The sequence below is a fragment of the Longivirga aurantiaca genome, from assembly GCF_042660085.1.
GTDB classification, from domain to species: Bacteria; Actinomycetota; Actinomycetes; order S36-B12; family CAIYMF01; genus Longivirga; species Longivirga aurantiaca.
Genome location: NZ_JBHSTI010000034.1, coordinates 1 through 24,944 on the forward strand (window position 1 = coordinate 1; position 24,944 = coordinate 24,944).

The 24,944-nt window shown below is 74.2% G+C and carries 23 protein-coding genes; 10 read left to right on the forward strand and 13 right to left on the reverse strand.

What is annotated here, in order from left to right; all coding sequences use genetic code 11:
- The 4 genes from ACFQGU_RS16535 to ACFQGU_RS16550 all read right to left on the reverse strand — a co-directional run.
- A partial coding sequence (locus ACFQGU_RS16535; RefSeq protein ID WP_386768801.1) for a sodium/solute symporter occupies positions 1–997 on the reverse strand: 997 nt, incomplete at its 3' end.
- A 4-nt stretch (positions 998–1,001) separates the two neighbouring features.
- Positions 1,002–1,379 carry a hypothetical protein gene (locus tag ACFQGU_RS16540; protein WP_386768802.1) on the reverse strand — a complete coding sequence of 126 codons (378 nt, stop codon included), beginning with the start codon at positions 1,377–1,379 and terminating at the stop codon, positions 1,002–1,004.
- A 1-nt stretch (position 1,380) separates the two neighbouring features.
- A complete protein-coding gene (locus tag ACFQGU_RS16545) occupies positions 1,381–2,151 on the reverse strand; it encodes a LytR/AlgR family response regulator transcription factor (RefSeq protein WP_386768803.1) in 771 nt (256 codons plus the stop codon).
- Positions 2,148–3,296, reverse strand: coding sequence for a sensor histidine kinase (locus ACFQGU_RS16550; RefSeq protein ID WP_386768804.1), 1,149 nt, complete (start codon positions 3,294–3,296; stop codon positions 2,148–2,150). Before ACFQGU_RS16550 ends, ACFQGU_RS16545 begins: the two co-directional genes overlap by 4 nt.
- A 166-nt stretch (positions 3,297–3,462) precedes the next feature.
- On the opposite strand from ACFQGU_RS16550, the gene ACFQGU_RS16555 reads away from it, so the two are divergent.
- Complete coding sequence (locus tag ACFQGU_RS16555) at positions 3,463–4,263, forward strand: oxidoreductase (RefSeq protein ID WP_386768805.1); 801 nt, start codon at positions 3,463–3,465, stop codon at positions 4,261–4,263.
- Positions 4,264–4,667: 404 nt separating this feature from the next.
- On the opposite strand, the gene ACFQGU_RS16560 is transcribed toward ACFQGU_RS16555, so the two are convergent.
- On the reverse strand, positions 4,668–5,351 hold the full coding sequence (locus ACFQGU_RS16560; protein WP_386768806.1) for a class I SAM-dependent methyltransferase: 684 nt from the start codon (positions 5,349–5,351) through the stop codon (positions 4,668–4,670).
- A gap of 247 nt (positions 5,352–5,598) precedes the next feature.
- Here ACFQGU_RS16560 and ACFQGU_RS16565 point away from each other — a divergent pair, with 247 nt between their 5' ends.
- On the forward strand, positions 5,599–5,745 hold the full coding sequence (locus tag ACFQGU_RS16565; protein WP_386768807.1) for a hypothetical protein: 147 nt from the start codon (positions 5,599–5,601) through the stop codon (positions 5,743–5,745).
- A gap of 166 nt (positions 5,746–5,911) precedes the next feature.
- On the opposite strand, the gene ACFQGU_RS16570 is transcribed toward ACFQGU_RS16565, so the two are convergent.
- Genes ACFQGU_RS16570 through ACFQGU_RS16590 form a run of 5 tightly spaced genes read right to left on the reverse strand, consistent with a single transcriptional unit; the run spans position 5,912 to position 12,779 of the window.
- Entirely contained in the window at positions 5,912–7,369 is a 1,458-nt protein-coding gene (locus ACFQGU_RS16570; RefSeq protein WP_386768808.1) for a hypothetical protein, read from the reverse strand.
- Positions 7,366–8,862, reverse strand: coding sequence for a hypothetical protein (locus ACFQGU_RS16575; protein ID WP_386768809.1), 1,497 nt, complete (start codon positions 8,860–8,862; stop codon positions 7,366–7,368). Before ACFQGU_RS16575 ends, ACFQGU_RS16570 begins: the two co-directional genes overlap by 4 nt.
- A 32-nt stretch (positions 8,863–8,894) precedes the next feature.
- Positions 8,895–10,424, reverse strand: coding sequence for a hypothetical protein (locus ACFQGU_RS16580; RefSeq protein WP_386768810.1), 1,530 nt, complete (start codon positions 10,422–10,424; stop codon positions 8,895–8,897).
- A gap of 60 nt (positions 10,425–10,484) precedes the next feature.
- Complete coding sequence (locus ACFQGU_RS16585; RefSeq protein WP_386768811.1) at positions 10,485–11,960, reverse strand: hypothetical protein; 1,476 nt, start codon at positions 11,958–11,960, stop codon at positions 10,485–10,487.
- Between the two features lie 12 nt (positions 11,961–11,972).
- A complete protein-coding gene (locus ACFQGU_RS16590) occupies positions 11,973–12,779 on the reverse strand; it encodes an HAD family hydrolase (RefSeq protein WP_386768812.1) in 807 nt (268 codons plus the stop codon).
- Positions 12,780–12,923: 144 nt separating this feature from the next.
- Between ACFQGU_RS16590 and ssd the strand changes: the two genes are divergently transcribed.
- From ssd to ACFQGU_RS16625, 7 genes are all read left to right on the forward strand, one after another.
- Positions 12,924–13,967 carry a septum site-determining protein Ssd gene (ssd, locus tag ACFQGU_RS16595; RefSeq protein WP_386768813.1) on the forward strand — a complete coding sequence of 348 codons (1,044 nt, stop codon included), beginning with the start codon at positions 12,924–12,926 and terminating at the stop codon, positions 13,965–13,967.
- Positions 13,964–15,130: a TadA family conjugal transfer-associated ATPase gene (locus ACFQGU_RS16600; protein WP_386768814.1), complete on the forward strand. Its 1,167-nt coding sequence runs from the start codon at positions 13,964–13,966 to the stop codon at positions 15,128–15,130. Before ssd ends, ACFQGU_RS16600 begins: the two co-directional genes overlap by 4 nt.
- A gap of 5 nt (positions 15,131–15,135) precedes the next feature.
- Positions 15,136–15,786: a type II secretion system F family protein gene (locus ACFQGU_RS16605; protein ID WP_386768822.1), complete on the forward strand. Its 651-nt coding sequence runs from the start codon at positions 15,136–15,138 to the stop codon at positions 15,784–15,786.
- Positions 15,783–16,496: a type II secretion system F family protein gene (locus tag ACFQGU_RS16610; protein WP_386768815.1), complete on the forward strand. Its 714-nt coding sequence runs from the start codon at positions 15,783–15,785 to the stop codon at positions 16,494–16,496. Before ACFQGU_RS16605 ends, ACFQGU_RS16610 begins: the two co-directional genes overlap by 4 nt.
- 208 nt (positions 16,497–16,704) lie before the next feature.
- Positions 16,705–16,944 (forward strand): DUF4244 domain-containing protein, encoded by a 240-nt coding sequence (locus ACFQGU_RS16615; RefSeq protein ID WP_386768816.1) that lies wholly within the window; start codon positions 16,705–16,707, stop codon positions 16,942–16,944.
- A gap of 1 nt (position 16,945) precedes the next feature.
- Entirely contained in the window at positions 16,946–17,356 is a 411-nt protein-coding gene (locus ACFQGU_RS16620; RefSeq protein WP_386768817.1) for a TadE family type IV pilus minor pilin, read from the forward strand.
- Entirely contained in the window at positions 17,356–17,733 is a 378-nt protein-coding gene (locus ACFQGU_RS16625; RefSeq protein ID WP_386768823.1) for an Rv3654c family TadE-like protein, read from the forward strand. Before ACFQGU_RS16620 ends, ACFQGU_RS16625 begins: the two co-directional genes overlap by 1 nt.
- Here the strand turns inward: ACFQGU_RS16625 and ACFQGU_RS16630 are convergent.
- The 3 genes from ACFQGU_RS16630 to ACFQGU_RS16640 all read right to left on the reverse strand — a co-directional run bounded on the left by ACFQGU_RS16630 (position 17,730) and on the right by ACFQGU_RS16640 (position 22,352).
- On the reverse strand, positions 17,730–19,067 hold the full coding sequence (locus ACFQGU_RS16630) for an acetyl-CoA hydrolase/transferase family protein (protein WP_386768818.1): 1,338 nt from the start codon (positions 19,065–19,067) through the stop codon (positions 17,730–17,732). The two genes, ACFQGU_RS16625 and ACFQGU_RS16630, sit on opposite strands and share 4 nt — an antisense overlap.
- Before the next feature lie 117 nt (positions 19,068–19,184).
- Positions 19,185–19,958 (reverse strand): nucleotidyltransferase family protein, encoded by a 774-nt coding sequence (locus ACFQGU_RS16635; RefSeq protein ID WP_386768819.1) that lies wholly within the window; start codon positions 19,956–19,958, stop codon positions 19,185–19,187.
- 78 nt (positions 19,959–20,036) lie between these two features.
- Entirely contained in the window at positions 20,037–22,352 is a 2,316-nt protein-coding gene (locus ACFQGU_RS16640) for a DEAD/DEAH box helicase (RefSeq protein ID WP_386768820.1), read from the reverse strand.
- 233 nt (positions 22,353–22,585) lie between these two features.
- Between ACFQGU_RS16640 and ACFQGU_RS16645 the strand changes: the two genes are divergently transcribed.
- The coding region (locus ACFQGU_RS16645) for a sodium-translocating pyrophosphatase (protein ID WP_386768821.1) at positions 22,586–24,944 on the forward strand (2,359 nt) is incomplete at its 3' end.

Here is a 24,944-nt window from a genome sequence, read left to right on the forward strand (position 1 = left end):
AGAGGAACGCCGCGAACGCACCGGCGGCGACGAGCGCGGACAGCGCCTGACCGGGCCATCCCTCGAAGACGAGAGCCGGCAGCCGCAGCACGATCGTGTCGGCCTGGTCGGTGCCCGCGAGCTCGGGGGCGTACACGCGGCCGAGCGCCCCGAGCACCGGCGGGAACACGTAGAACATGCTCAGCAGACCGAGCACCGCGAGCGTCGTGCGACGAGCGGCCCGGCCGTCGGGGTTCGTGTAGAAGCGCACGAGCACGTGCGGCAGGCCCATCGTGCCGAGGAAGGTCGCGAGCAGGATCGAGTACGTCGAGTAGAGCGGGTACTCCCGGCCGCCGTACCCGGACAGCGGCTCGCCCCAGCCGCCGTCGGTGAAGACGGGCGCGCCGTCGCCGTACCAGGCGGCGACGATGAGGACGGCCGGGAGCGCGATCGCGACGAGCTTGAGCCAGTACTGGAACGCCTGCACGACCGTGATCGAGCGCATCCCGCCGGTGGCGACCGTGATGCCGACGACCACGGCGACCACGAGCGAGCCTGCCCACTGCGGCGCGCCGGTGAGCGCCTGCAGCGTGATCCCCGCCCCCTGCAGCTGGGGCAGCAGGTAGAGCCAGCCGATGAGGACGACGAGGGCGGACGACGTGAGCCGCACCTTCTGCGAGCGCGTGCGCATCTCGGCGAAGTCCGGCAGCGTGTACGCGCCCGAGCGGCGCAGGGGTGCTGCGACGAGGATCAGCAGCACGAGATAGCCGACGGTGTAGCCGACGGGGAACCACAGCATGTCGACGCCGTACGTCAGCACGAGCCCGGCGATGCCGAGGAAGGACGCCGCTGAGAGGTACTCGCCGCCGATCGCCGATGCGTTGAGCAGCGGGCTCACCGAGCGCGACGCGACGAGGAAGTCCGAGGTCGTCCGCGACACGCGGACGCCGAAGAGGCCGATTCCCACCGTCGCGACGACGACGACGACGATCGCGACGACCGGCCACCACGACGTCACGGCGTCAGGACCTCTCGACGAGGTCGACGAACTCGGACTCGGTGCGCTCCGCCGCCCGCACGTACCACCACGCTGCACCGCAGATCCCCGGGAACACCAGCAGCCCCAGCACGATCCAGCCCAGCGACAGGCCGCCGAGGCGGAGGTCGCGCAGAGCCGGGAAGGCCAGGAACAGCACGGGGATCCCGCCGAGGACCACGACGAGCCCGGCACCCACCAGGACCGCGAGCCGGAGCTGCGCGCGTCGCAGCGACGTGATCATCGTGACGCCCAGCGGCGTCTGCTCGCGCACGTCGCCGCGCACGCCGCGTCGTGCGCTGCCCCGCGCCGCGGCCGTCCGTGGATGCGTGACCGTCACGCGCTTGGCAGGTCGGTCCTCCACGTCAGCGTCCCGGGCGTGCGCTGCGGACGAGCCGGTCGCGCAGCTCGCGCGTGTGCCGGCGGGACACCTGCAGCACCGCGTCGCCCACGCGCACGCTCACGCGGCCGCCGTCGGTGCGCACCTCGTCGATCGCGTCCAGCGGCACCAGCCAGCGGCGGTGGATGCGCACGAAGCCGGCCGACGCCCACTGCTCCTCGAGCAGCGCGAGCGACACCCGCACGAGGTGCCGGCCGTCCTCGGTCACGAGCCGCGCGTAGTCGCCGTGCGCCTCGACGTACCGCACGTCGGACCGCTTCACGAAGCGGGTGACGCCGCCGAGCTCGACCGCGATGGTCTCGTCGTCGTCGGCCTCCGCGCCTGCCGCCGCGGGAGGGGCGACGCGTCCCCGTGCCTCGAGCACTCGGCCTACCGCCTCGGCCAGGCGCTCGTCGCGCACCGGCTTCATGAGGTAGTCGACCGCGCGCAGGTCGAACGCCTCGAGCGCGTGCTGGTCGTACGCCGACACGAACACGACCGCGGGCGGCGAGGCGAAGCGCCGCAGCACGCGCGCGAGGTCGAGCCCGTCGAGCCCGGGCATGCGGATGTCGACGAAGAGCGCGTCGTACGGCGTGTCCTCGAGCATGCGCAGCGCCTCGGCGCCATCGCCCGCCGTCTGCACCTCGCTCACGCGCTCGTCGCGTCCGAGGAGGTACGCGAGCTCGGCGCGGGCCGGCGCCTCGTCGTCGACGGCGAGCACGCGCAGACCGGCCGGCGGTGCGGCGTCGTCGCTCATGCGTGGACTCCTGGGGTGAACTTCGGGACCCGCATCGAGACCTTCGTCCCGAGACCGGGCCCAGTCTCGACCACGAGGCCGTACTCGTCACCGAAGACGGTCCGCATCCGCTCGTCGACGTTGCCGACGCCGATGGAGTCGCTGTCGCCCTCGCCCGTCATCGCGAGCCGGATCTGCTCGGGGTCGGCGCCGATGCCGTCGTCCTCCACCGTGATGAGGCACTCGCTGCCGGCGTCCTCGGCGAGGATCGTGATGTGCCCGGGCCCCGCCTTGCCCTCGAGCCCGTGCCGGACGGCGTTCTCCACGATCGGCTGCAGGCAGAGGTACGGCACAGCCACCGGGAGCACCTCGGGCGCGACCCGCACAGTGACCTGCAGCCGGTCGCCGAAGCGGGCGCGCTCGAGCGTGAGGTAGCGGTCGATCGAGCGCAGCTCCTCCGCCAGCGTGGTGAAGTCGCCGTGCCGGCGGAACGAGTACCGCGTGAAGTCGGCGAACTCGAGCAGGAGCTCGCGCGCGTGCTCTGGGTCAGTCCGCACGTACGACGCGATCGCGGTGAGCGCGTTGTAGATGAAGTGTGGCGAGATCTGCGCCCGCAGCGCGCGCACCTCCGCCTCCGCGAGCCGGGCGCGCGACGCGTCGAGCTCCGCCAGCTCGAGCTGCGACGACACCCAGCGCGCCACCTCCGTCGTCGCGCGCACGAGGTTGGCCGTGGCGTCGTCGGTCACAGCCACCAAGGCTCCGACGACGCGATCCTCGACCACCAGAGGTGCCACCACCGCGACGTGCCCGAGAGCCCCGACGTCGCGAGTGACCGCAGCCCTGCCGCTCGCGAGCACCGTGGCCACGGCGTCCATCCCGAGGCCCTCGGCCACCGCGCCGTCGGTCGCGAGCACGCGGTCGGTGTCGGTGATCGCGAAGCCCTCGGACCCGAGCAGTGCGTGCAGGTGCCGGGCCGCGCTCTCGGCGGCGTCCTCGGTGAGGCCCTCCCGCAGCGCCGGGGCGGCCTGCGACGCGCGGTTGAGCGTGGCGTACGTCGCCTTGTCGGCCTCGCTGCCGAGGTCGCCGCGGCGCAGCACGCGCAGCGCAGCCACGGCGACGGCGACCAGCACCACCGCCACGACGACCGCGACCACGACCGGGGGCACGCGCCGACCGTAGCGCCGCCCGCCCTCCCAGCCGCCCCTTCCAGCCCCCCGAACCCCGCGAGTTACTGCCCGAATGGTCGTTGAGCACCAGGCTTCAACGACCATTCGGGCAGTAACTCGAAGCCCTCGCGGGTGGGGGAGGGCGGGTGGCACGTAGCGTGGCGGGGTGCCGACCGACGTCCTCGCCCCGCTGCTCGACCTCCCCGGGGTCGCCGACGCCGTGGCCTCCGCCCGGTCCGCGGTCGACGAGGTGCTGTGGGACCGCGGCGTACGTGCGCGGGCCGGCGAGGTGGTGGCCGCCTCCCGGATGCGCGGCGGCTGGGCATCGGCGGCCATCGACGGCGCGGAGGTGCGCCCCGACGCCCTCGTGTCCGGCGACGCGCTCGACGGCTCGCCCATGGGCCGCGTCGTCGGCGCGGCTCTCGCTGTCCAGGTCGAGACGCCGCTGCTCGTCGACACGTTCGGCCGCGCGCCCCTGCAGGCGCTGTCGCGGCTGCACGCCGTCGCCTCCGCGGGCTTCGTCGACGACGACCTCCGTGGCCGGCTCCGCACGAGCGACGACGCGGACGACCCGATGCGCCTCGGCGGGCTCCCGTCGTACGCCGAGGCCTCGCGCCGCACCACCCAGCTCGCCACGGTGCTCACCTCGCCGACCGAGGCCCCCGCGCTCGTCGTGGCTGCGATCGCGCACGGCGAGATCGCCGTGCTGCGGCCGTTCCCCTGGGGTTCAGGGCTTGTCGCCCGCGCGACCACCCGCCTGGTGCTCGCCGCCCGCGGCATCGACCCGGACGGCCTGACCGTCCCCGAGGCGGGCCTCTTCGCCGCCGGCCGTCCGGCGTACGCCGAGGCGCTGCGCGCCTACGCGTCCGGCACGCCCGAGGGAGTGGCACGGTGGATCGTGCTCCACGCCGAGACGGTGCGCGTCGGCGCCGCCGAGACCCGGCGGATCCTGGCCGACCTGGTCTGACCCGGACAGCGAACGACGCCCCTGCTAGCGAGAGGCGTCGTCGCCGCACGGCGCTCGGGCGATCAGTGCGCTGAAGTGTCCGTCGGGTCGGGTGCGGTGAGCCGCTCTCCCGGCCGTGACGCCCGTTACGTGGGTTGTCCGCAGCGTGGGTATCCCGGGTGGTGCCGTGCTCTGGTCGTGTCTCGGTCGCCTTTCGATCCGCTGGTCGGCCCCGTCGGCCGGCTCCCGTGGCTCTGGTGTACTCCCGTGTCAGGCCCGGTGGAAGACCCTGTGCCTCTTGACTTTCCGCCGATCCCGGAGTTCGTCCGATGATCGGGCGACCCGTCACTCTCCGGGTTCGGATGCCAGACTCAGCAGTGCCCACGCGATCTCGGCCCCCGCTCGAGCACGTCAGCTCGAGCACGTCAGAGAGTGCCGTCGGTGGGCTGGTTCACCCGCGGACCTGTGGCGGCGAAGATGGCCATCGAACCGACCGCCTCCAGTTCCACGTCCTCGAACGATGCCTCGAGGATCTCGCGGAGGCCCTCCAGCGTGTCACCAAGGTTGTCGAAGGTGCCTCGCCGGTTGTTCGTCCTGAGGACGGTGCGCGAAAGGCGCGTGCTGTGCCCGGAGTCCCCGAGGATCGTTGCACCGAAGAGGACGCCGGTGGGGGCGAGGACCGCTGCCACGTTGGCGATGGCGACAGCCTTGCGCGGGAGAGGCCCCGGCAGGCAATGGAGCACGCCGCTGAGCGCAGCAGAGTCGAACGGCCCGTGGACGGGAAGCGGCTTGCAGACATCCGCCTCTATCAGGGTGACGTCGTGTCCCTGGAGCCTCCGGGACGCAAACTCGAGGACGTTCCGGTTCGGGTCGAGGAGGGTGACGGCTTGGTGGTCGTGGATCCCGGCTCGGTCCAGGAAGTAGCCGGTGCCAGGGCCTACGTCGAGATGCCTGTCGCCGAGGTGTCGCCGGTACTCCTCCACCAGACGCGCGGGCGGGATGCGCCACACCACTGGCGCGAAGAAGCCGAGGACCAGCGAGTCGTAGATCGTGAGGAAGGGCCGGGTGTACTCACGCTGGCCCTTGTACGCGGCGTCGTCTCGGTCCATGTCACCTCATTGCGGCCACGGCGGAGGGATGGTTCCAACGTGCACTCGCGCAGATCGTTGGTCAAGGGGTGACGAAGCGTCGTTCGTTCCGGCTCGTCCGTGAGCGGACCGGCGTTCGCCACCGCTCGTGCCAGCATCGGCCACGTGCTGTGCTTCCCGGCGCTCCACCGACATAGTCGGCCACCTGGACTGCCCGTACTGCGACACCGAGATGACGTCCGGCGTGATCGTGGGTCGGTCCCCGGGCGTGACGTCCAAGAGCGAGCGGAGCGTCGCCGGCGACCTCGGCAGCACGCTTCTCATCGTCGGATCCTTCAACCACTCCGCTCCGGCGTACCGCAGCACCGGATGCGGCACCGTCGTCGTTCCCGGACCGCAGAAGAGGGAGCGCTGACGCGACGCCTTGCCGATCGATCGCGCTGCGGGCTGAGCGACCCGGCGAGGACGTCACGAGTCGGGCGCCATTGGGGGTCGGATCGCTTCGTATGCAGCGCATTTCGACCTCCAGGGCACGAGGCGGAGCGGCGGCAGATCGGTGCAGACGTGCCCTGGTGCGAAGGTCAGGGGAGGGACCAGCCGAGCTCGACGAGGGTGTCGGGGGTGAGCAGCGGGCAGGCGTCGCTGACCCAGGGCGCGACCGTCTCCTGGTCGAGCGGCACGGTGAGCGGCGTGGGCCGGAGGCCGTCGACGAAGCGGATCACAACGGACGGCGGGGCAGGGTTGACGGTGCACTCGAAGGTCCACGTGACCGTCGCCGTGCCACCGCCCGGGGGGAGGGTGGCCCAGGGGATCTGCCCCGGGGCGGGCGTGCCGAAGGACGGGTCCTGGCTGACGCCGACCTTCATGGTCCGGTCGTCGGTGACCGTCACGCCGGCCGTCATGGTGAGCGAGGTCGTCCCGAAGGCCGGGTCGGCGACTCTGCGGACGACCCGCAGGTCGGACAGCGTCACCGCAGGGGTGTCGGCGCAGATCGCGGCGAGGGCGCGTCGGATGACCGCCGACTGGGCCTGGGTGAAACGCAGCGGCACCTGAGCGCCGGCCAGCTGGTCTGCGGTCGCGACCACCACGGCGATCCCGTCGGTCTCGGAGTACGCCGTGCCGGCACCCAGGCTGTCGGGCACCCAGGTGCGCGGCACGTCCGGCGTGCCCGGCGCGCAGTCGGTGACCTCGAGGCGGGCGTCGACCGCCTTGGTGCCGCCGGCGACGAGGCCGCTCAGGTCTCCGGTCCAGGGGATGCGGAGCCGGTCGAGCTCCGCGCCGTCGATCCGGAGGAGGGCGTCGAAGGGCATGGTGCTGACGACGTCCATCTGCAGCGCGACGGCCGCAGCGCCGACGTCGATCCTCGTGCGTACGTCGCCCAGGCGGACGCTGCCGGCCACGGCCTGCTGCCAGCAGGTCTGGCGGACGTACTCGGCCCAGCCGAAGTCGGTGGACGGGAGGTCGGCCATTCCGGAACGCTCGCGCCCCCAGGCGTCGGTGGTGGTGACCCGCAGGTGGAAGTCGCGGGTGGTCGCCCGGATCGCGTCGTCGGTGCAGCCGATCACCGCGCGCACCACGGCGGCGTCCGGGTTCCCGCCGCCCTGAGGGGCTCCCACGGAGCTCGCGCGGATCCCCGGGCCCTCCAGCGCGTCCACCCGCACGGACACCGTCGGGTCGTCGGTGGTCGCGAGGTACGCCGCCACCGCGAGGTCGGGCTCCAGCACGCTGAGGTACGGCCCGTTGGCCTCGTCGACGGTCGCGGCCGCGAGGTCGACGGTCGCGTCGCGCCTCGGAGGCGGCTGCGCGCCGAGCCAGGCCGTCGTCCCGACGCCGAGGGCGACGACCGCGACGGTCGCGATGCCCACGACGACCCGATGGCGTCGCAGCCACGGGGTGATGCCGGCGTCGTCGAGCCGTTCCTTCCACGCGCTGCCGGCGTCGTCGCCGACGACGTCGGACGGGCGGTCGACGCTGCTCGCGCCCTCGATGACCGAGCCGAGGTCGTCGAGGTCGAGACGCCCGTCTCCGGGGCCGGTCATCCGCGCACCAGCAGCTGTCGCGGCCAGCCCGCCCCGGCAAGCGCCTCGGAGGTCTGCGCCGAGCAGCCGCGCAGGACCGCACGCGCGACCGCGTCGTCGTCGAGCACGCCGCGCCACGGCCAGGTGCGCGTGCCGTCGGTCGCCGTCACCGACACGGCCGGGGGAGCCGGCGTGCTCGCGCACGCGTAGCGCCACACGACCTCGACCGGCCCGGGGCCGGACGGCACCGTGCGCCCGGAGAAGACCGTCGGCAGACCGGCATCGCCGCGCACCTCGACCGCGGTGACCGAGCCGGACGACAGCCGTACGTCGAGCGCGATCCGCATCTGCCGCTCGTCGGACGGGCCGCCGAGCGCCTGCACGACGGGCGCGCCGACCGGTCGTAGGTCGACGTCCGGTGCCCCTGCGCACACGGCGTCGAGCGCCCCCTGCACGGTGGCCGTCTGCTCGGCGTCCAGTACCAGCGGCACCCGGGTCGTGAACTGCCGGTCGGGTGAGGCGACGTACAGCGGGATCCCGGGCGCCCGAACGGCATACGAGCTGGGCTCGAGGGTGACGGGCACTCCGACCACGGGCGGCGCGACCTGGGCGCAGCTCGTGACCGACATCAGCACCTCGGTCTGCGCGCCGAGCCCGGCGGCGAGCCCGACACGGAACGACTGGCCGACGCGCACGCCGCGGTCGTCCTGCTCCACCGGCTCGGATCCGGCCACCAGGTCGAGGGGTGCGTCGTTGGACAGGACCAGCCCGATCGTGACCGTCCCGCGTGCGAGGTCGGGCCGCGCGGCCAGGTCGTCGATGGCAATCCCGCGCCGGACGGATGACTCCCAGCAGGTGCGCCGCACCTGGGCGGCCCAGCCTGCGGCTGCGTCGGGGAGGGGGACGGTCGAGCGTGCGGTGCGACCCCAGCGGTCGGTGCGCGTCAGCGCGAGCTCGAAGTCCTCCGGCTCGGCGGACAGCGAGCGGGGGCTCGCGCAGTCGATCGTCGCCGCGGCCGACCACAGGACGTCAGCCGGTTCCGCATCGTCCGAGGTGGCGCGGATCGCCGTACCGCGAGACGCGCCCAGCCCGGGCCCGACGATGCCGCTCACCGCGACCGTGTCACCGGTGGGCACTCCGCTGACCACGGCGCGGGCCAGGACGAGGTCGGAGTCGGCGATCCACGACCCGCCCGGCGTCTCGGTGATCCGCTCGGGGACGGGCACCGACTCCACCGCAGCTACCACGCGGGGGTCGAAGGGTGGGGGCTCGTTCGCCTGGCGAACCGCGACGACGACGAGGCCGCCCACGGCCAGCACCGAGGCCGCGACGACGACGCCGCGGTGGCGGCGCATCCACGGCAGCACGCCCGCGTCCTCGAGCCGCTCGGACAGGGACGGCCGGCCGACGCCGTCCTCGAGGGTCTCGGCGGAGTCGGCGCTGCTCGCCGCCCCGATCACCGAGCCCAGCTCGTCGAGATCGAGGCGTCCGTCACCGCCGGTGCCGACCCCCATGGCCAGACCCTACGGTCGCGCCCGGCGCGGGCTCACGACGCGCGCCATCCACGGGCCTCGGCCGCGACCACGTCGAGGTCGAGGCCGCAGGCGCGCGCGACGGACTGCAGCAGCGCGAGGTCGTCGACGGGAACCTCGTAGGGGTGCACGGAGCGGTCGGGCATGAGCACCCGGACCGCCATCCACTGCGGCGACGCCGTCTGCACGCCGGCGCACGACCCGCCGCGGACCGGCACGAGCATGCGTCCGGCGCCGCCGTCGATGCGGGCCGGCCCGAACGCCCACCGGTCGCCCGTCGCGGGGCCGGGCCCGCCGACCGTCGACGACTCGCTCGTGAGCACCGAGTCGACGCCCGACTCGCCGCCCGTGAAGTGCTCGCGCCCGAACGTGATCCCGATGCCGTCGGAGCGGGCCGACACGAGTGCCGGCATCTCCCAGGAGCCGCCGGCGCCGAAGGTCGGCGGGCCGACGTCGTCGATCCCCGCCGTCACGCCGGTGGCTCCGGTGCAGGCGGTCGCCAGAGTCCGAGCCAGAGACTCCGCGCCGGCCACGGGGTACGACGCGACCCGCGCCCGGCCGCCGAGGCCGACCTCGAGCGTGAGCCCGCCGGCGCCGTCCGGCCCCGACGCGTTCGGCAGTGCGCCGAGGGGCGTGAGGGCGGGCTGCTCGGTGCAGTCGTGCACGAGCACGCGGGTGGCGAGCAGGCCGAACTCCCCGGGCCGCACCACGACGGCGGGCGAGAGGTCGACCTCCACACCGGCGCCGGGGTGGCGCGCGGTGCGCAGGGTGAGCGTCTGCGGCGAGGTGTTGGCGACCTCGACGCTGAGGTCGGCCAGGGGCGTGCCGGGCACCGCGGTCGCGCGCACCGAGCCGATCGTGACGGCGGCCGGGGCGAGAGAGGCGAGGCACCAGTCGGTGATCGCCTTGTCGAGCGAGGTGACCGGCCGCGTTCCCTCCGTGGCGAGCGGCACCGTCCCGGCCTCGGGATCGCCTCCGACCTGGGACCCGGCGGCCTCGAGCGCGTACGACGATGCGCCGGCGGTGAGCAGCGACGGGTCGGTGCAGTCGACCCGCGCCGTGATGCCCACGCGCTCCTCGACCTCGCTGGTGACGGGCGCACCGGTGGCTGCGACGTCGCGCAGCGCGGGCCCGCGCAGGCCGGTGATGCTCACGGTCTCCCCGGGGGTGCGGCCGCGGGCCACGAACGCCACCGACAGCTGCCCGTCCGGGGAGATCTCCGGGCCGCCGATCGAGTTGCCCTCGAGCACGGCGTTGGCCAGGGCCAGGTCGAACGTCGGCGGCACGTACGGCGGGCGCGAGGTCCACCACGCCGTCGCCGCGAGCGCGACGACGGCCACCACCGACGTCACGCGCACACCGGCGCGGTGGCGGGCGACGAACGGCGCTGCCCGGGTGTCGACCCAGCGCTGGACCGGGTTGGGGCGCAGCTCCTCCGCGGCCTCGGGGTCGGCGAGGTCGAGCACTGTGCCCGCGACGGGTCCGCCGGCCGCGTCGACGACGCGGCCGTGCTCGTCGATCTCGAGCCGACCGTCGTCGGTCATCGCAGGCACACCACGGGGCGACGGTAGGCGCGGATCCGCACGTGCGCACCTGAGACGCCGCTACCGGACGACGCTCGCGACCGTCTGACCGCACAGCCGGTCGACGTTCACCCGCAGGGAATCGCCCCGCAGGCGCAGGACGTAGGGACGACGTACGTCGTCGCTCACGAGGCGTACGGGGAGCTTCGGTGGGCCGGCAGCGAGCAGGTCGAAGCACTGCGGAAGGTCCCAGCGCAGGTGCAGGCGGGCGACGCCATTGCTCACGATCACCGGGCTCTCGAAGGCCGTGACGAGTCCGCCCGGCCCGGCGGGCAGCGCCTGCACCTCGACGAGGAACGACTGGGGTGCCGCGACGTCGACGTACATCGTGAGGGTGCCGGCTGACTCCTCCGTGGTGCCGCCCGCCACTCGTGCCCGCACCAGCGTCGCGGTCGGCGGGGTCGCGGTGCAGGTGGAGCGGAGCGCGGCGGCCACGGCGTCGAGGGCGGCGGTGTCGAGCGGGAGGGTGAAGGTGGGGGCGAGGCGATCGCCCTCTGGCCCGTCGCCGATCGTGGCCCGGAGCGGAACGCCGGCCGACAGCGGTGCGACCGGGTCGGTGCAGTCCTCGGGCCACAGCCGGACGGGCACCCAGGCGTCGGTGCCCGCGGGGATGTCGACGTCGGGACCGTTGGAGACGATCGTGGGGCCGGCGGTGGTCGAGACGTGCAGGGCCCGCCAGTCCTGGCCCGAGGTGTTGCGGACGTGCAGCCGGACGTCGGTGGCGATGGCGCCCGGCACCGCCGCGACGTCGACGGCCTCGACCGTGAGGTCGCGCTCCGCGGCGATCTGCACGCACGCGGCGCGGACGTCGTTGAGCCACTCCTCGCCGCCCGCGAGCGGCACGGAGTCCTCCCGCACCTCGCCGAGCGCGGACGTGCGCCGGATCTGCACGCGGTAGTCGCGGGCGCGGGCCGACGCCACCGCTGCCGTCGCCTCCGGTGTCGAGCACTCCACCTGCGAGGTCATCGCGCCCGTCACGGTGTCGCCCGGCAGCGCGCTGATCACGCGCGACTGCGGACGGCTGAGACCCGGGCCCACGACGCCGATGGTCTCGACGGTGGTGCCGGCCGGCTCGTCGGAGCTCAGCAGCACGAGCTGGGTGATGGCGGTGACCTGGCCGGTGGCGGCGTCGACGATGAGACGGGCGGGCTCGTTGCCGCCGGTCGTGACCGCTACCCGGGGATCGGCCATCGGCGTCGGGCGCCCGCTCCACCAGATGCCGCTCGCGATGAGCGCCACCGCGAGCGCGACCACGGCCGTGCCGGTGAGCGCGCGGTGGCCGCGGACCCAGGGCAGCGCGCCGGTCGACTCGAGGTGCTCGCGGATCCGCTCCGACAGCAGCGGCCGTTCGTCGTCGCCGACGATGTCGAGGGTCGTCGTCTCGTCGAGGTGGTCGAGATCGAGCCGGCCGTCGAGGCTGTCGCCGTACCGCGTGCCGTCCTCGGACCTGCCGCCGCGCGCGCGTCCCCACCCGCCGGGGGGAGGGGACGTGGTCATGGCCGCTGCTCGCTACGCCGCCGAGCCGCGACGGCGGCTGGCGTACCAGGCGATGCCGAGCGCCACGGTGGCGGCGCCCACCCGCAGCGCGGTGCGGCGGTTCTTCTCGGTGTTGAGCTGGGAGAGCCGCTCGCGCATGGTCTTCATCGCGACGGGCCGGGCGAAGTCGACGATCGGCCACTCGCGGTCGACCGCGATCTTGCGCAGCGGGGCGTCGGGGTTCACGCACACCGGGTGCCCGACGATCTCGAGCATCGGCAGGTCGGTCATCGAGTCGGTGTAGGCGTAGCAGTCGGCCAGGTCGTAGCCGTTCTCCTCGGCGAGCGCGCGCATGGCCTCGGCCTTGCCCTCGCCGTACGCGTAGAACACGATCTCGCCGGTGTACTTGCCGTCCTCGATCGCGACCTGCGTGCCGATCGCGCGGTCGACGCCGAGGCGCTCGCCGATCGGCTCGACCACCTCGGTGCCGGACGAGCTGATGATGATGACGTCGCGCCCTGCCTCCTTGTGCTGCGCGATGAGGTCGACCGCCTCCTCGTAGACCATCGGGTCGACGATCTCGTCGAGGGTCTCGGACACGATCTGCTTGACCGTCTCGACGTCCCAGCCGCTCACGAGGTCGGACATGTACTTGCGCATGTACTCGAGCTGGTCGTGGTCGGCGCCGGACGCGACGTAGGAGAACTGCGCGTACGCGCTCTTGAGGACGTCGGCCCGCCCGAGCAGGCCACCCTTGTAGAACGGGCGCGCGAACGCCAGCGAGCTCGACTTGGCGAGGATCGTCTTGTCGAGGTCGAAGAACGCAGCGCTGCGGGACATGGGTCGATGGTAGGCGCGCTGGCCGACCGCGGTGCGCCTCTGGACGCCGCTTCGTCGTCCACAGCCCGTCACGCGCGGCGCGTCGTCCACAGGCGACGCCAGGCGGAACCGGTCTCCGGGGGTGGTCGTCGGGACGGTCGGGCCATGGCTGCGACGACCCTGCTGGTGACCGACGACCCCGTGCTGACCGACCTCGTCCGCCGCGTGGTGGCCGTGACCGGACGCGACCTCGAGGTGGTCGCCGACCCGCGGGGCGCGCGGGCGTCCTGGGCGCGCGCCGACGACGTGATCGTGGGCGGCGACGCCATCCGCGCATGCCTCGCCGCCGGGGTGCGGCGACGGCCCCGGGTGACTGTCGTGACCTCCGGCGACGCCGAGCTGCCGTGGCCCGAGGTGCTGGCGCTCGGCGCCGAGGCCGTGGTGCCGCTGCCGGCGGGCGAGGGGCAGCTGCTCGAACGCCTGGCGACGAGCGCGCACGCCGAGGGTGGCGGCCTCGTCGTGGGCGTCGTCGGCGGGAGCGGCGGCGCGGGCGCGAGCGTGCTGGCGGCGGCCCTGTGCCTCGCCGCGGTCCGGGCACGGCTCGCGCCGCTGCTGCTCGACGCCGACCCCGACGGCCCGGGCGCCGACCTCCTGCTCGGGGCCGAGGACGCGACCGGCGCCCGGTGGCGCGACCTGGCCGACGTGACCTCGGCCCTGGACCCCGCGAGCCTGCGGGCCGCCCTTCCGCAGGCGCACGGCGTGCACGTGCTCGCGGTGGACCGCGGCGACGGGCAGGCGCTGCCGCTCGCCGCGCTCGACCCCGTGGTGACGAGCGCCCGGCACGCCTTCGACCTGGTCGTGCTCGACCTCGCCCGGGCCTCTGCTTCCGAGCGGGCCGCGGCGGCCTGCGACGTCGTCCTCCTCGTCGCGACCGGTGACGTGCGCGGTGCGACGTCGGCGGCGCGCACGGTGTCCCGGCTACGCGGCGAGGCGCCGCTGCGGCTGGTGGCCCGGCAGGTCCCGGGCGGGGGCCTGGATGGTCCGGCCCTCGCCGACTGGCTCGACCTCCCGTCGGCCGCCGACCTCGGGCACGACCCGCGCCTGCTCGCGTCGCTCGACCGCGGCGATCCGCCTGGCGCGGGCGGGCGGCTGGCGAAGGTGTGCGACCAGCTGCTGGCAGCGGTCCTCGGCGAGCGGGCCGCGGCATGAGCCCGGACTCCGACGTCCTCGACCGCGTGCGGACCCGGCTGCTGGCCGCCGGTGTCGCCCCCACCGGCGCCGAGGTGGCGCGGGCACTGCGGGAGGACGGCGTGCTCCTCGGCGGCGACAGCCTGCTCGCCGAGGCCGAGCGCGTGCAGGCCGAGCTCTCCGGCGCCGGACCGCTCGAGCCGCTGCTGCGCACGCCCGACGTGACCGACGTCCTCGTCACCGCGCCGGACGAGGTGTGGGTCGACCGGGGCTCGGGCGTCGAGCGGGTGCCGGTGCGGTTCCGCGACGAGGCCGCCGTACGCCGGCTGGCGCAGCGCCTCGCCGCGAGCTGCGGCCGCCGGCTCGACGACGCCGTGCCCTACGTCGACGGACGGCTCCCGGACGGCACCCGGCTGCACGCGGTGCTGGCACCGGTGTCGGTCGGTGGCACCTGCCTGTCGCTGCGCGTGCCGCGCCGCCGCAGCTTCAGCCTCGACGAGCTCGTGGCCGCCGGGTCGATGCCGGCAGAGCTGGGCCCGTGGCTGCGCGCCGTGGTGCGCGCGCGGCTGGCGATCGTCGTGAGCGGCGGCACCGGCACGGGCAAGACCACGTGGGTCTCCATGCTCCTGGCCTCGTGCGACGCCCGGGACCGCATCGTCGTGGTCGAGGATTCCGCCGAGCTCGTGCCCGACCATCCGCACGTCGTGCGGCTCGAGTCGCGGCCGCCCAACATCGAGGGCGCGGGTGCGATCACCCTAAGGGACCTCGTGCGCCAGAGCCTGCGCATGCGGCCCGACCGCGTCGTGGTCGGCGAGGTGCGCGGTGCCGAGGTGGTCGACATGCTCGCCGCGTTCAACACCGGGCACGAGGGCGGGCTGACCACCGTGCACGCCAACAGCGCCGCCGACGTGCCCGCGAGGCTCGAGGCGCTGGCGCTGACCGGTGGGCTCGACCGCGTCGCAGCGCACGCGCAGATGGCGGCGGGCCTCGACGTCGTCGTCCATCTGCAGCGCGGCCGTGACGGAGTACGCCGCTGGGCCTCGGTCTCGGTCGCGCGCCGCGTCGGCGAGGTCACGGTGCTCGACGACGCGCTCCGGCGCTCCGGCACGGGCGGTCTCGAACCGGGCCCGGGGTACGCGCGGCTCGTCGACCGCCTCGGCAGCCACGCGCCGGTGCTCCCGTGACCGCCATGGTGACGGCCGCCCTCGTCGCGGCTGCACTGGTGCTCGTGCTGCTGCCGGGCCGACCCCCTGCTCGGCACCGGCGTCGGTCGTGGGCCCCGTCGGTGCCTCGCCCGGCCCGGGCGGCCGAGCGTCGGCGGGCCGAGCTCGAGTGGGTGGAGGCGCTCGCGGCGGAGACCCGCGCGGGCCGCGACCCGGCGTCGGCCGTCGTCGCCGCGGGATCGGAGTCGATGCCCTCGCCCGCGATCGCCCGGGCCGTGGCGGCGGCCGGCGGCGGTGGCGACGTGGCAGCCGCGCTGCGGTCGCCCGACGGGGCGTCCGACCTCATGCGCGCCGTCGCCGCCTGCTGGGAGGTGGCGCACGGCTCGGGTGCGGGGCTCTCGGCGTCGCTCGCGGCGCTCGCCGACGCGGGGCGCGAGTCCGAGCGCGTGCGCCGCGACCTGCGCGCGGGGCTCGCCGAGCCCCGCGCCACAGCGGTCGTGCTGGCTGCGCTGCCCGTGGTCGGCCTCGGTCTCGGTGCCGGCCTCGGCGCGGATCCGTTCGCGTGGCTGCTGCGCACCGGGCCCGGCCTCGCGGTGCTCGCCGCCGGCGTCGCGCTGGAGCTCGTCGGCGTGCTGTGGTCGTGGCGGATCGTCACCGCTCTCGAGGCCGACCTGTGACGCCGCTGATCCCGGTGCTGCTCGCCGTCGCTCTCGCGCTGGTCGCCGCCGCGACGCCGGCGATCGTTCCGTCCGGGCGGTCGACCACGCGCACAGCGAGGGCCCGGCCGTCGCTTCCCCGACCCGGCGCCCGGAGCGCTGCGGTCGTGGTCGCGCTCGGGGCCGCGATGCTCATCGGCGGTGCGGGCGGGGCCGCGCTCGGGATCGCGCTCGGTGTCGCGACGTGGGTGGTGGTACCCCGGCTGCAGACCTCGGCGGACCGGTCGCGGCGGCTCGAGCTCGCGCGGCAGGCGCCGCTCGTGGTCGACCTCCTGGCCGCCTGCCTCGCCTCGGGAGCCTCCGTGGAGGCCGCCGTCGCCGCCGCGTCTCGCGCCGTCCCCGGGGCCGCCGGCGACGTCCTGTCCACAGCGACCGCTGCCCTGCGGCTCGGGGCCGACCCCGTCGATGTGTGGCACACCGTCGGCGAGCTGCCCGAGCTCGCCGGCCTCGCCCGCGCAGCCGCGCGGTCGGCGGCCACCGGCGCCCCGCTCGCAACCCTGCTGCCGCGGGTGGCCGACGACCTGCGCGCGACCCACCGCTCCGAGGTGGAGGCGCGCACCCGCACCGCAGCCGTCCGCCTGACCGCTCCGCTCGGCGTCGCGTTCCTGCCGGCGTTCGTGCTGCTCGGCGTCGTGCCCGTCGTCGCGTCCTGGGTGGGCACCCTGCTCTGACCGACCGCCTCCGCCGTGCAGGGCCGTCGACCGCTCCGGTCGGCGGCCCTGCGGCGTGCCCGGTGCCGGATGCCCGGGTCTCGTCCACAGCCGGGTGCAGCACCTGCTTCTCCACAGCGGCGGCCCTCGGCGCCAGCGGCAGCGTCGCGCCCCCGGACAGCGTGCGGTCGCCGGCGACGGTCGCCGGCCACCACCGCGAGGAGATCCCATGACCCATCGACACGCCGCTGTCGTCCGTCCGTCCCTGTCGGCCCGCGCGGCCCGCCTGCGTCGCCTCCGGGGCGACGAGGGAGCCGCCACCGCCGAGTACGCCGTCGTCTCGGTGGCTGCCGCCGGCCTCGGCGGCATCCTCATCAAGCTGCTCACCAGCGACTGGTTCCTCGAGATCCTCAAGAAGATCCTCGCCTGGATCATCACGCTCGTGCTCCAGCTGTTCGGCATCGGCTGAGATGAGCCGGTCGCTCCGCGCCCCGGGGGCCGCACGGCTCCCGGGGCGCGCCCCGGCCGACACCGGTGCGGTGACGGTCGAGGCCGCGGTCTCGCTGCTCGCCCTCGCCGGCGTCGTCGGGATGCTGCTGTTCGGGCTCGGTCTGCTCGGTGCTCAGCTGGCCGTCGGCGAGGCGTCCCGGTCGGCAGCCAGGGCCGCCGCCCGTGGCGAATCCCCGGTGGCCGTGGCCGTCGAGGCGCGTCGCCTCGCACCCGGTGCCGAGGTGGTCCTCCGTAGATCGGGCGACCGTGTCGAGGTCGAGGTGGTCCGGCTCGTCACGCCACCCGGCCTGCTCGCCCGGCTCGGCCCGTTCCGGCTCGCCGCGGTCAGCACGGCGGCGGTCGAGCCGGTCGTGTCCGAGGCGGCGCCGTGATGCGCGGCGGCCGATGTCGCGGCGACTCCGGCGCGGCGTCGGTGTGGGCGGTCTCGCTCGTCGCCCTCCTCGCCGTAGCACTGCTCGTGATCGCCCTCGTCGTCGACGTGCTCGCGGCGCGATCCCGCGCCTCGGCCGCCGCGGATCTCGCGGCCCTCGCGGCCGCGCCCGCCGCCGCGGCGGGGTCGCCCTCGGCCTGCCCGATCGCGGCCTCCGTGGCCGCCGCGAACGGCGCGCGCCTGACGTCGTGCGAGGTGTCGTCCGGCGAGGTGCGCGTGGTCGCGCAGGTGGTGTGGAGCGGTCCGTGGCGACGCGCGATGGCATTGCTCGCGGACGTGCCGGGGGCGCAGGCCGGTGCGCGCGCAGGTCTCCGCTAGAGCGTCAGGCCGCGGGGGATGAGGCGGTTCTCGTAGGCCTGGCGCTCGAGGTCCGCACGGAAGTCGGGGTGCGCGATGGAGATGAGCGCACGCGCCCGCTCGGGCACCGACTTCCCCTTGAGGTTCACGAGGCCGAACTCCGTCACCACGCACATCACGTCGGTGCGCGGCGTCGTGATCACGGTGCCGGGCTTGTGGTCGAGCACGATGCGGCTCTTGCGCTCGCCCTTGCGTTCGTACGTCGAGGTCAGGCACATGAACGACGTGCCCTCGTGCGAGGCGTACGCGCCGCGGACGAACTGCAGCTGGCCGCCGGTGCCGCTGATCTGGCGGTGGCCGTCGGACTCCGAGGCCGCCTGGCCCGTGAGGTCGACGGCGGTCGTGCTGTTGATCGAGACCACGCGGTCGTTCTGCGCGACGACGTGCGGCAGGTTGGTGCGCTCGACCGGGAGGCACACGAGGTCGCGGTTGCGGTCGATCGCGTCGTACAGCGCCTGACCGCCGAGCGCGAAGCTGTAGCCGATCCGCCCCGGCTGCAGGGTCTTGCGCGTACCCGTGATCTTGCCGGCGCGGTAGAGGTCGATGATCCCGTCGGTGAGCATCTCGCTGTGCACACCGAGGTCGGTCACGCCGCTGTCGAGCAGCAGCGAGCAGACCGCGTTGGGCATCGCGCCGATGCCGATCTGCAGGCACGAGCCGTCGAGCACCTCGGCCGCGATGAGCCGTGCGACTGCTGCGTCGGCCTCGGTCGCCGGGGGGTTGGCGAGCAGCGGCGGCGGGCCGTCGTCGCCCGCGATGATGAGGTCGACCTCGCTGAGGTGGAGCGCGTTGTCCTCGCCGTAGGCGTAGGGCAGGCCGGGCGTCTCCTCCACGATCACGAGCCGCGCGCGCTCGGCGACCGCGCGGTGCCAGAGGTTGGCCGGCCCCAGGTTGAAGTAGCCGTCGGCGTCGATCGGGCAGGTCTTGATGACGAGCACGTCGACGGGGTCGATGAAGCGGCGGTAGTAGTCGGGGATCTCGCCGAGGTTCACAGGCAGGTACGACGCGCGGCCGGCGTCGGCCTTCGCGCGGTCGTAGCCGCTCATGTGCAGGCTGAACCAGTAGAAGTGCTCGCCCTCGGGGTCGGCCTCGAGCACCGCGCGCGGACGCGTGGTGATGCACGACCGGATCTTCACCTGGGTGAGCTCGTCCTTGCGGGCGGCCAGCGCCCGGTCGAAGGCGTCGGGCTGGGCGAGCACCGCGCCGTAGTCGACCCAGTCGCCGGAGCGGACGACGGCCGCCGCCTCCTCCGCCGAGACTCGTCGGGCCGGAGCCGCGGACGTGCGTACCGACATGCAGTGCTCCCTCCGACCACCGCCCGTGCGGCAGTGCCGAGAGTAGAGACCGCCGGAGCTGCGCGCCGCCGGACACGGACTTCGCTCGTCGGCTGGGGCCTCTCGCTCGCCGCGCGGTCAGGCGGCTGGTGCCGCACCGCTCACGGTGGTGAGCGGCGACCGGATCGCGTCGACGAGCACCTCGTCCGCCTCCACCCGCGCGCCGGGCCAGACGACGCAGCGCGTGATCGTGCCCTCGACCACCGCGGTGGGGTCGACGACGTTCGCGCCGCCCGACACGTGCAGGTTGGCGCGCAGGTAGTCGGCGGCGGTGCCGCAGTCGATCGACGTGCCCCGCGCCTCGACCAGCTCGAGCAGGCCAGCGTCGTACGCCGGCTTCCAGGCCAGGGAGTAGAGGCCGCACGGCTCGTCGGGAAGCGTGGCGGCGATACGGGCCGGCAGCAGCGAGACGCCGAGGAACTTCAGGTCGCCGAAGTCGCTCGCATGGTCCTCGCGCCGCACGAGCAGGCGCGGCTGCGCGCCCGTCCAGCCCTCGACCAGCAGCGCGAGGTCGTCGTCGACGAACGAGTCGGCGTTGTGCACCAGCACGTGCCGGCCGTCGATCCATGGGCGCAGCCGTCCGAGCGCACCCGCCGTACCGAGGCGCTCGCCGCTCTCGACCGACACGTGCACGCGGCCGCGCAGGTGCTCGACGAGCGCCGGCGCCGACTCGTGCGCGTTGACCGCCACCGACGACACGTGCGGCGTCACGCGGTCGATCGCCCAGTCGACGAGCGGGCGGTTGCCGACCGGGCACATCGCCTTGGGCAGCTCGTACGTCAGCGGCCGCAGCCGCGTGCCCGCACCCGCGGCCAGCACGACACCGGCGAGGTCGTCCCGAGGCACGGTCATGCCGTCGATCCAACTCGATCCGCCCGATTTGGTAGTGGAAAGTCGGCGTATAGCGCGAGATTCCCCTACCAAATCGGGTCAGGGGGCGCCGGCGAGGAGGACGTCGAGCAGGCGGACGGCGCCGGCCTTGTCGAGCGGGTCGTTGCCGTTGCCGCACTTGGGCGACTGCACGCACGACGGGCATCCATCGGGGCACTCGCACGACGCGATCGCCTCGCGGGTCGCGGTGAGCCAGGTGCGCGCGGCGGTGAAGCCGCGCTCGGCGAAGCCGGCCCCGCCCGGGTGGCCGTCGTACACGAACACCGTCATCCGACCGGTGTCGGCGTGCATCGCGGTGGAGACGCCGCCGATGTCCCAGCGGTCGCACGTGGCCACCAGGGGCAGCAGCCCGATCGACGCGTGCTCGGCCGCATGGGCAGCACCGGGTACGTCGACGTCGGCCAACGAGGCCGCGGCGAGCTGCTCGGCGGTGACGGTCCACCACACGGCCTGGGTGCGCAGGTGCCGCGGCGGCAGGCTGAGCGGCTCCTCGCCGAGCACCGTGCCGGTGAGGTAGCGGCGCTTCAGGTAGGCCACCACCTGGTTGGTCACCTCGACCTGGCCGTGCACGAGCTCGGCGTCGCCCCAGGCCTCGCGCGAGATCTCGCCGACGATGCGGATGTCGGTCGTGTCGCGGGCCGACGTCGTGTAGTCGACCTCCTCGCGGTGCGCGACGGCGACGGCGTCCTCGAGGTCGAGATGGTCGACGAGGTACGTCGCGCCCTGGTGCACGTAGACCGCGCCGGTGTGCACGGTGGTGTGCGAGGCACCGGGATCGACCGTGCCGAGCATGCGGCCGGTGCCGTCCTCGACCACGCGCACCATGCCCCCGCCGATGCCGCGCAGGTCGGCGAGGTCGCTGGCCCGCTCGGGCCTGGTCCAGAACCAGCCGCCGGGACGCCGCCGCAGCAGCCCGCGCTCGACCAGCGCCGCCAGCACCTCGGCCGTGGTCGGGCCGAATCGGTCGAGCTCGTCCTCGGTCAGCGGCAGCTCGGCCGCGGCAGCGCAGAGGTGGGGGCCGAGCACGTACGGGTTCGTGGGGTCGCACACTGTCGCCTCGACGGGCGTCCCGAAGATCGACCCCGGGTGGTGCACGAGATAGGTGTCGAGCGGGTCGTCGCGCGCGACCAGGATCGCGAGCGCGTCGTCGCCCGAGCGCCCGGCCCGCCCGGCCTGCTGCCAGAGCGATGCGCGCGTGCCCGGCCATCCGCAGAGCAGCACGGCGTCGAGACCGGTGACGTCGACGCCGAGCTCGAGCGCGTTGGTCGCCGCGACGCCGAGCAGACGGCCGTCGCGCAGCTGGGCCTCGAGCTCGCGGCGCTCCTCCGGCAGGTAGCCCGCGCGGTACGCCGCCACACGCGTCGCGAGGTCGGGCCCGACCTCGGCCAGCGAGTCGCGCGCCGTCATCGCGACGGCCTCGGCCCCGCGCCTCGACCGGACGAAGGCCAGCGTGCGCACACCCTCGACCACGAGGTCGGTGAGCAGCATCGCCGTCTCGGCCGTCGCGGAACGCCGGGTGGGGGCGTCGTTCTCGCCGCCGTGGTCGGTGAGCGGCGGCTCCCACAGCGCGAACTGCGTCGACCCGCGGGGTGAGGCGTCGTCGTCCACCGCCACCACCGGCAGCCCGGTGAGGCGCGACGTCGAGCCCGCGGGGTCGCCGGCCGTGGCCGACGCGAGGACGAACGTGGGCGAGGCGCCGTACCTCTCGCACACGCGCTGGAGCCGGCGCAGCACGTTGGCCACGTGCGACCCGAAGACGCCGCGGTAGACGTGGCACTCGTCGACCACGACGTACTGCAGCTGCCGCAGGAACGACGCCCAGCGCTCGTGCCCCGGCAGCATCGATCGGTGGAGCAGGTCGGGGTTGGTCAGCACGTAGCCGGCGTGCTGCCGGATCCATGCGCGCTCCTCGTCGGGTGTGTCGCCGTCGTACGCCGAGACCCGCAGCCGGTCGAGGCCCAGCTCGGCGATCGAGCGCCACTGGTCGTGCGCGAGGGCCTTGGTGGGGGAGAGATAGAGCGCGGTCGCGCCACGGCCGTTGGGCGCGTGCGTGCCCTCGAGCACGGAGGTGAGCGCTGGCAGCAGGTAGGCCAGCGACTTGCCGGACGCCGTGCCCGTCGCGACGACGACGTGCCGGCCCGCCCGGGCGTGCTCGGCGGCGTCGGCCTGGTGGGCCCAGGGGTTGCTCACGCCGCGATGAGCAAGGGCGTCACGCAGCTCGGGCGCCACCCAGTCAGGCCAGCCGACGGCCGTACCGGTGCGCGCCGGCACGTGCTCGACGTGCAGGAGCCGGTCGGGGCGGCCCGCCGCGAGCCGCGCGAGCAGCTGCTCGGGGGCGGCGGGCGGGAGGGGCACGGGCCGATCCTCCCCGACGCCGCCCACAGGGGCGACGAGAGGCCGTGCAGGTCATGACAGCGGTTGCAGGTGCGAGGAGCCGCCGGGTGCCCGCCGGGTGTGACGCAGCCCGCACCGGGGGGCCCGTGGCCCAGGTCACAGCCGTGCGTAGACTCCGGCGCACCGAGGGTCCGGCGCGCCCCTCCCGGCTCTGTGGCGGGCGGCGGACCCCCTCCCCTGTTCAAGGAGACTGCATGTCCGGGTCGACGATCGCCGCCGTCAGCGGCGTGGACGTCGCGGGCGGGAACTACACCCTGGTAGTCGTCGTGGCGCTCGTCGCGCTCGTGGCTCTCGGTGTCGCTCTCGTCCTCGTCCGTCAGGTGCTCGCAGCGAGCGAGGGCACCGCGAAGATGCAGGAGATCGCCGGCGCGGTCCAGGAAGGCGCGGCGGCCTACCTAAGCCGTCAGTTCCGCACCCTGGCCGTCTTCGCCGTGATCGCCGTCATCGCCCTCCTCTTCCTGCCGGTGCCCGGCATCGACGAGTTCTGGTCGGGCCCGAAGATCGGTCGCTCGATCTTCTTCGTCGTCGGCGCGGTGTTCTCCGGCATCACGGGCTACGTCGGCATGTGGCTCGCGGTCCGCGGCAACGTCCGCGTCGCTGCGGCGGCCAACGACTCCGGCGAGCAGGCCGCGATGAAGATCGCGTTCCGCACCGGTGGCGTCGCGGGCATGTTCACCGTGGGCCTCGGCCTCTTCGGTGCCGCGCTCGTCGTACTGCTCTACAAGGGCGACGCCCCGACGGTGCTCGAGGGCTTCGGCTTCGGTGCCGCGCTGCTCGCGATGTTCATGCGTGTCGGCGGCGGCATCTTCACCAAGGCTGCGGACGTCGGCGCCGACCTCGTCGGCAAGGTCGAGCAGGGCATCCCCGAGGACGACCCGCGCAACGCCGCGACGATCGCCGACAACGTCGGCGACAACGTCGGCGACTGCGCCGGCATGGCGGCCGACCTCTTCGAGTCGTACGCCGTCACCCTCGTCGCCGCGCTGATCCTCGGCAAGGTGGCCTTCGGCGACGTCGGCCTCGTCTACCCGCTGGTCGTGCCGGCGATCGGCGTCCTCACCGCGATCATCGGCATCTTCGCCGTGGCCCCGCGCCCCGGCGACCGCTCGGGCATGTCGGCGATCAACCGAGGCTTCTTCATCTCGGCCGGTGTGTCGATCGTGCTGGTGTCGATCGCGACGTTCCTGATCCTTCCGGACAAGGTCGTCACGCTCAGGGGCGTCGTGGTCGAGAACCTCGGCCTCGTGAACGTCGACTCGTTCAACCCGCGCGTGCTCGCCATCGGCGCCGTGATCATCGGCATCGTGCTCGCAGCCCTCATCCAGCTGCTCACCGGCTACTTCACCGAGACCAACCGCAAGCCGGTCGACGACGTCTCGGCGTCCTCGCTCACCGGCCCGGCCACGGTGATCCTCGCCGGCATCTCGGTCGGCCTCGAGTCGGCCGTCTACTCCGCCCTGCTCATCGGCGCAGCGGTGTACGGCGCGTTCCTGCTCGGCGGCGGCTCGATCGTGCTGTCGCTGTTCGCGATCGCGCTCGCCGGCTGCGGGCTGCTCACCACCGTCGGCGTCATCGTCTCGATGGACACCTTCGGCCCGGTGTCGGACAACGCCCAGGGCATCGCGGAGATGTCCGGCGACGTCACCGAGGAGGGCGCCAAGGTGCTCACCTCGCTCGACGCCGTCGGCAACACCACCAAGGCGATCACCAAGGGCATCGCGATCGCGACCGCCGTGCTCGCGGCGACCGCGCTGTTCGGCGCGTTCCGCGACACGGTCGTCAACGCGACGCTGGCGGCGATCAACAAGGTCGGCGTCGTCGTCCCGGACCCGGTCGACCAGAACCAGTACCGCGCGATCCTCGACATCAGCAACCCGAGCAACCTCGTGGGCCTGATCATCGGTGCGGCGGTCGTGTTCCTGTTCTCCGGCCTCGCCATCAACGCGGTGTCCCGCGCTGCCGGCGCGGTGATCTTCGAGGTGCGCCGCCAGTTCCGCGAGCACCCCGGGATCATGGAGGGCACCGAGAAGCCGGAGTACGGCAAGGTCGTCGACATCGTCACGCGCGACTCGCTCCGTGAGCTCATCACGCCGGGTCTGCTGGCGGTCCTCACCCCGATCGCCGTCGGCTTCGGTCTCGGCATCGGCGCGCTGGGCTCGTACCTCGCCGGCACCATCGCCACCGGTGTCCTCATGGCGGTGTTCCTGTCCAACTCCGGTGGGGCCTGGGACAACGCGAAGAAGTTCGTCGAGGACGGTCACTACGGCGGCAAGGGCTCCGAGGCCCACGCGGCCACGGTCATCGGCGACACGGTCGGCGACCCGTTCAAGGACACCGCCGGCCCGTCGATCAACCCGCTGATCAAGGTCATGAACCTCGTGGCCCTGCTCGTGGCTCCCGCCGTCGTGGGTCTCTGGCTCGCCGGCGGCGCCTGGACCGGTCGGGCCATCGCGCTCGTCGCGGTGCTCGCGATCGTGGCGTCGATCATCGTCACCAAGCGCCGCCCGATCGCGGTCGGCGAGGTCGAGCACGACGAGCCGGCGCCGGTCGCGA

Bases quoted from the DNA above. Each gene is read 5' to 3' on its own strand.
- ACFQGU_RS16620 (WP_386768817.1), top strand. From the start codon at position 16,946: ATGAGCCGGTCGCTCCGCGCCCCGGGGGCCGCACGGCTCCCGGGGCGC.
- ACFQGU_RS16585 (WP_386768811.1), bottom strand. From the start codon at position 11,960: ATGACCACGTCCCCTCCCCCCGGCGGGTGGGGACGCGCGCGCGGCGGC.
- ACFQGU_RS16575 (WP_386768809.1), bottom strand. From the start codon at position 8,862: ATGGGGGTCGGCACCGGCGGTGACGGACGCCTCGATCTCGACGAGCTG.
- ACFQGU_RS16605 (WP_386768822.1), top strand. From the start codon at position 15,136: ATGGTGACGGCCGCCCTCGTCGCGGCTGCACTGGTGCTCGTGCTGCTG.
- ssd (WP_386768813.1), top strand. From the start codon at position 12,924: ATGGCTGCGACGACCCTGCTGGTGACCGACGACCCCGTGCTGACCGAC.
- ACFQGU_RS16615 (WP_386768816.1), top strand. From the start codon at position 16,705: ATGACCCATCGACACGCCGCTGTCGTCCGTCCGTCCCTGTCGGCCCGC.
- ACFQGU_RS16600 (WP_386768814.1), top strand. From the start codon at position 13,964: ATGAGCCCGGACTCCGACGTCCTCGACCGCGTGCGGACCCGGCTGCTG.
- ACFQGU_RS16630 (WP_386768818.1), bottom strand. From the start codon at position 19,067: ATGTCGGTACGCACGTCCGCGGCTCCGGCCCGACGAGTCTCGGCGGAG.
- ACFQGU_RS16590 (WP_386768812.1), bottom strand. From the start codon at position 12,779: ATGTCCCGCAGCGCTGCGTTCTTCGACCTCGACAAGACGATCCTCGCC.
- ACFQGU_RS16635 (WP_386768819.1), bottom strand. From the start codon at position 19,958: ATGACCGTGCCTCGGGACGACCTCGCCGGTGTCGTGCTGGCCGCGGGT.
- ACFQGU_RS16545 (WP_386768803.1), bottom strand. From the start codon at position 2,151: ATGAGCGACGACGCCGCACCGCCGGCCGGTCTGCGCGTGCTCGCCGTC.
- ACFQGU_RS16570 (WP_386768808.1), bottom strand. From the start codon at position 7,369: ATGACCGGCCCCGGAGACGGGCGTCTCGACCTCGACGACCTCGGCTCG.
- ACFQGU_RS16580 (WP_386768810.1), bottom strand. From the start codon at position 10,424: ATGACCGACGACGGTCGGCTCGAGATCGACGAGCACGGCCGCGTCGTC.
- ACFQGU_RS16625 (WP_386768823.1), top strand. From the start codon at position 17,356: ATGCGCGGCGGCCGATGTCGCGGCGACTCCGGCGCGGCGTCGGTGTGG.
- ACFQGU_RS16560 (WP_386768806.1), bottom strand. From the start codon at position 5,351: ATGGACCGAGACGACGCCGCGTACAAGGGCCAGCGTGAGTACACCCGG.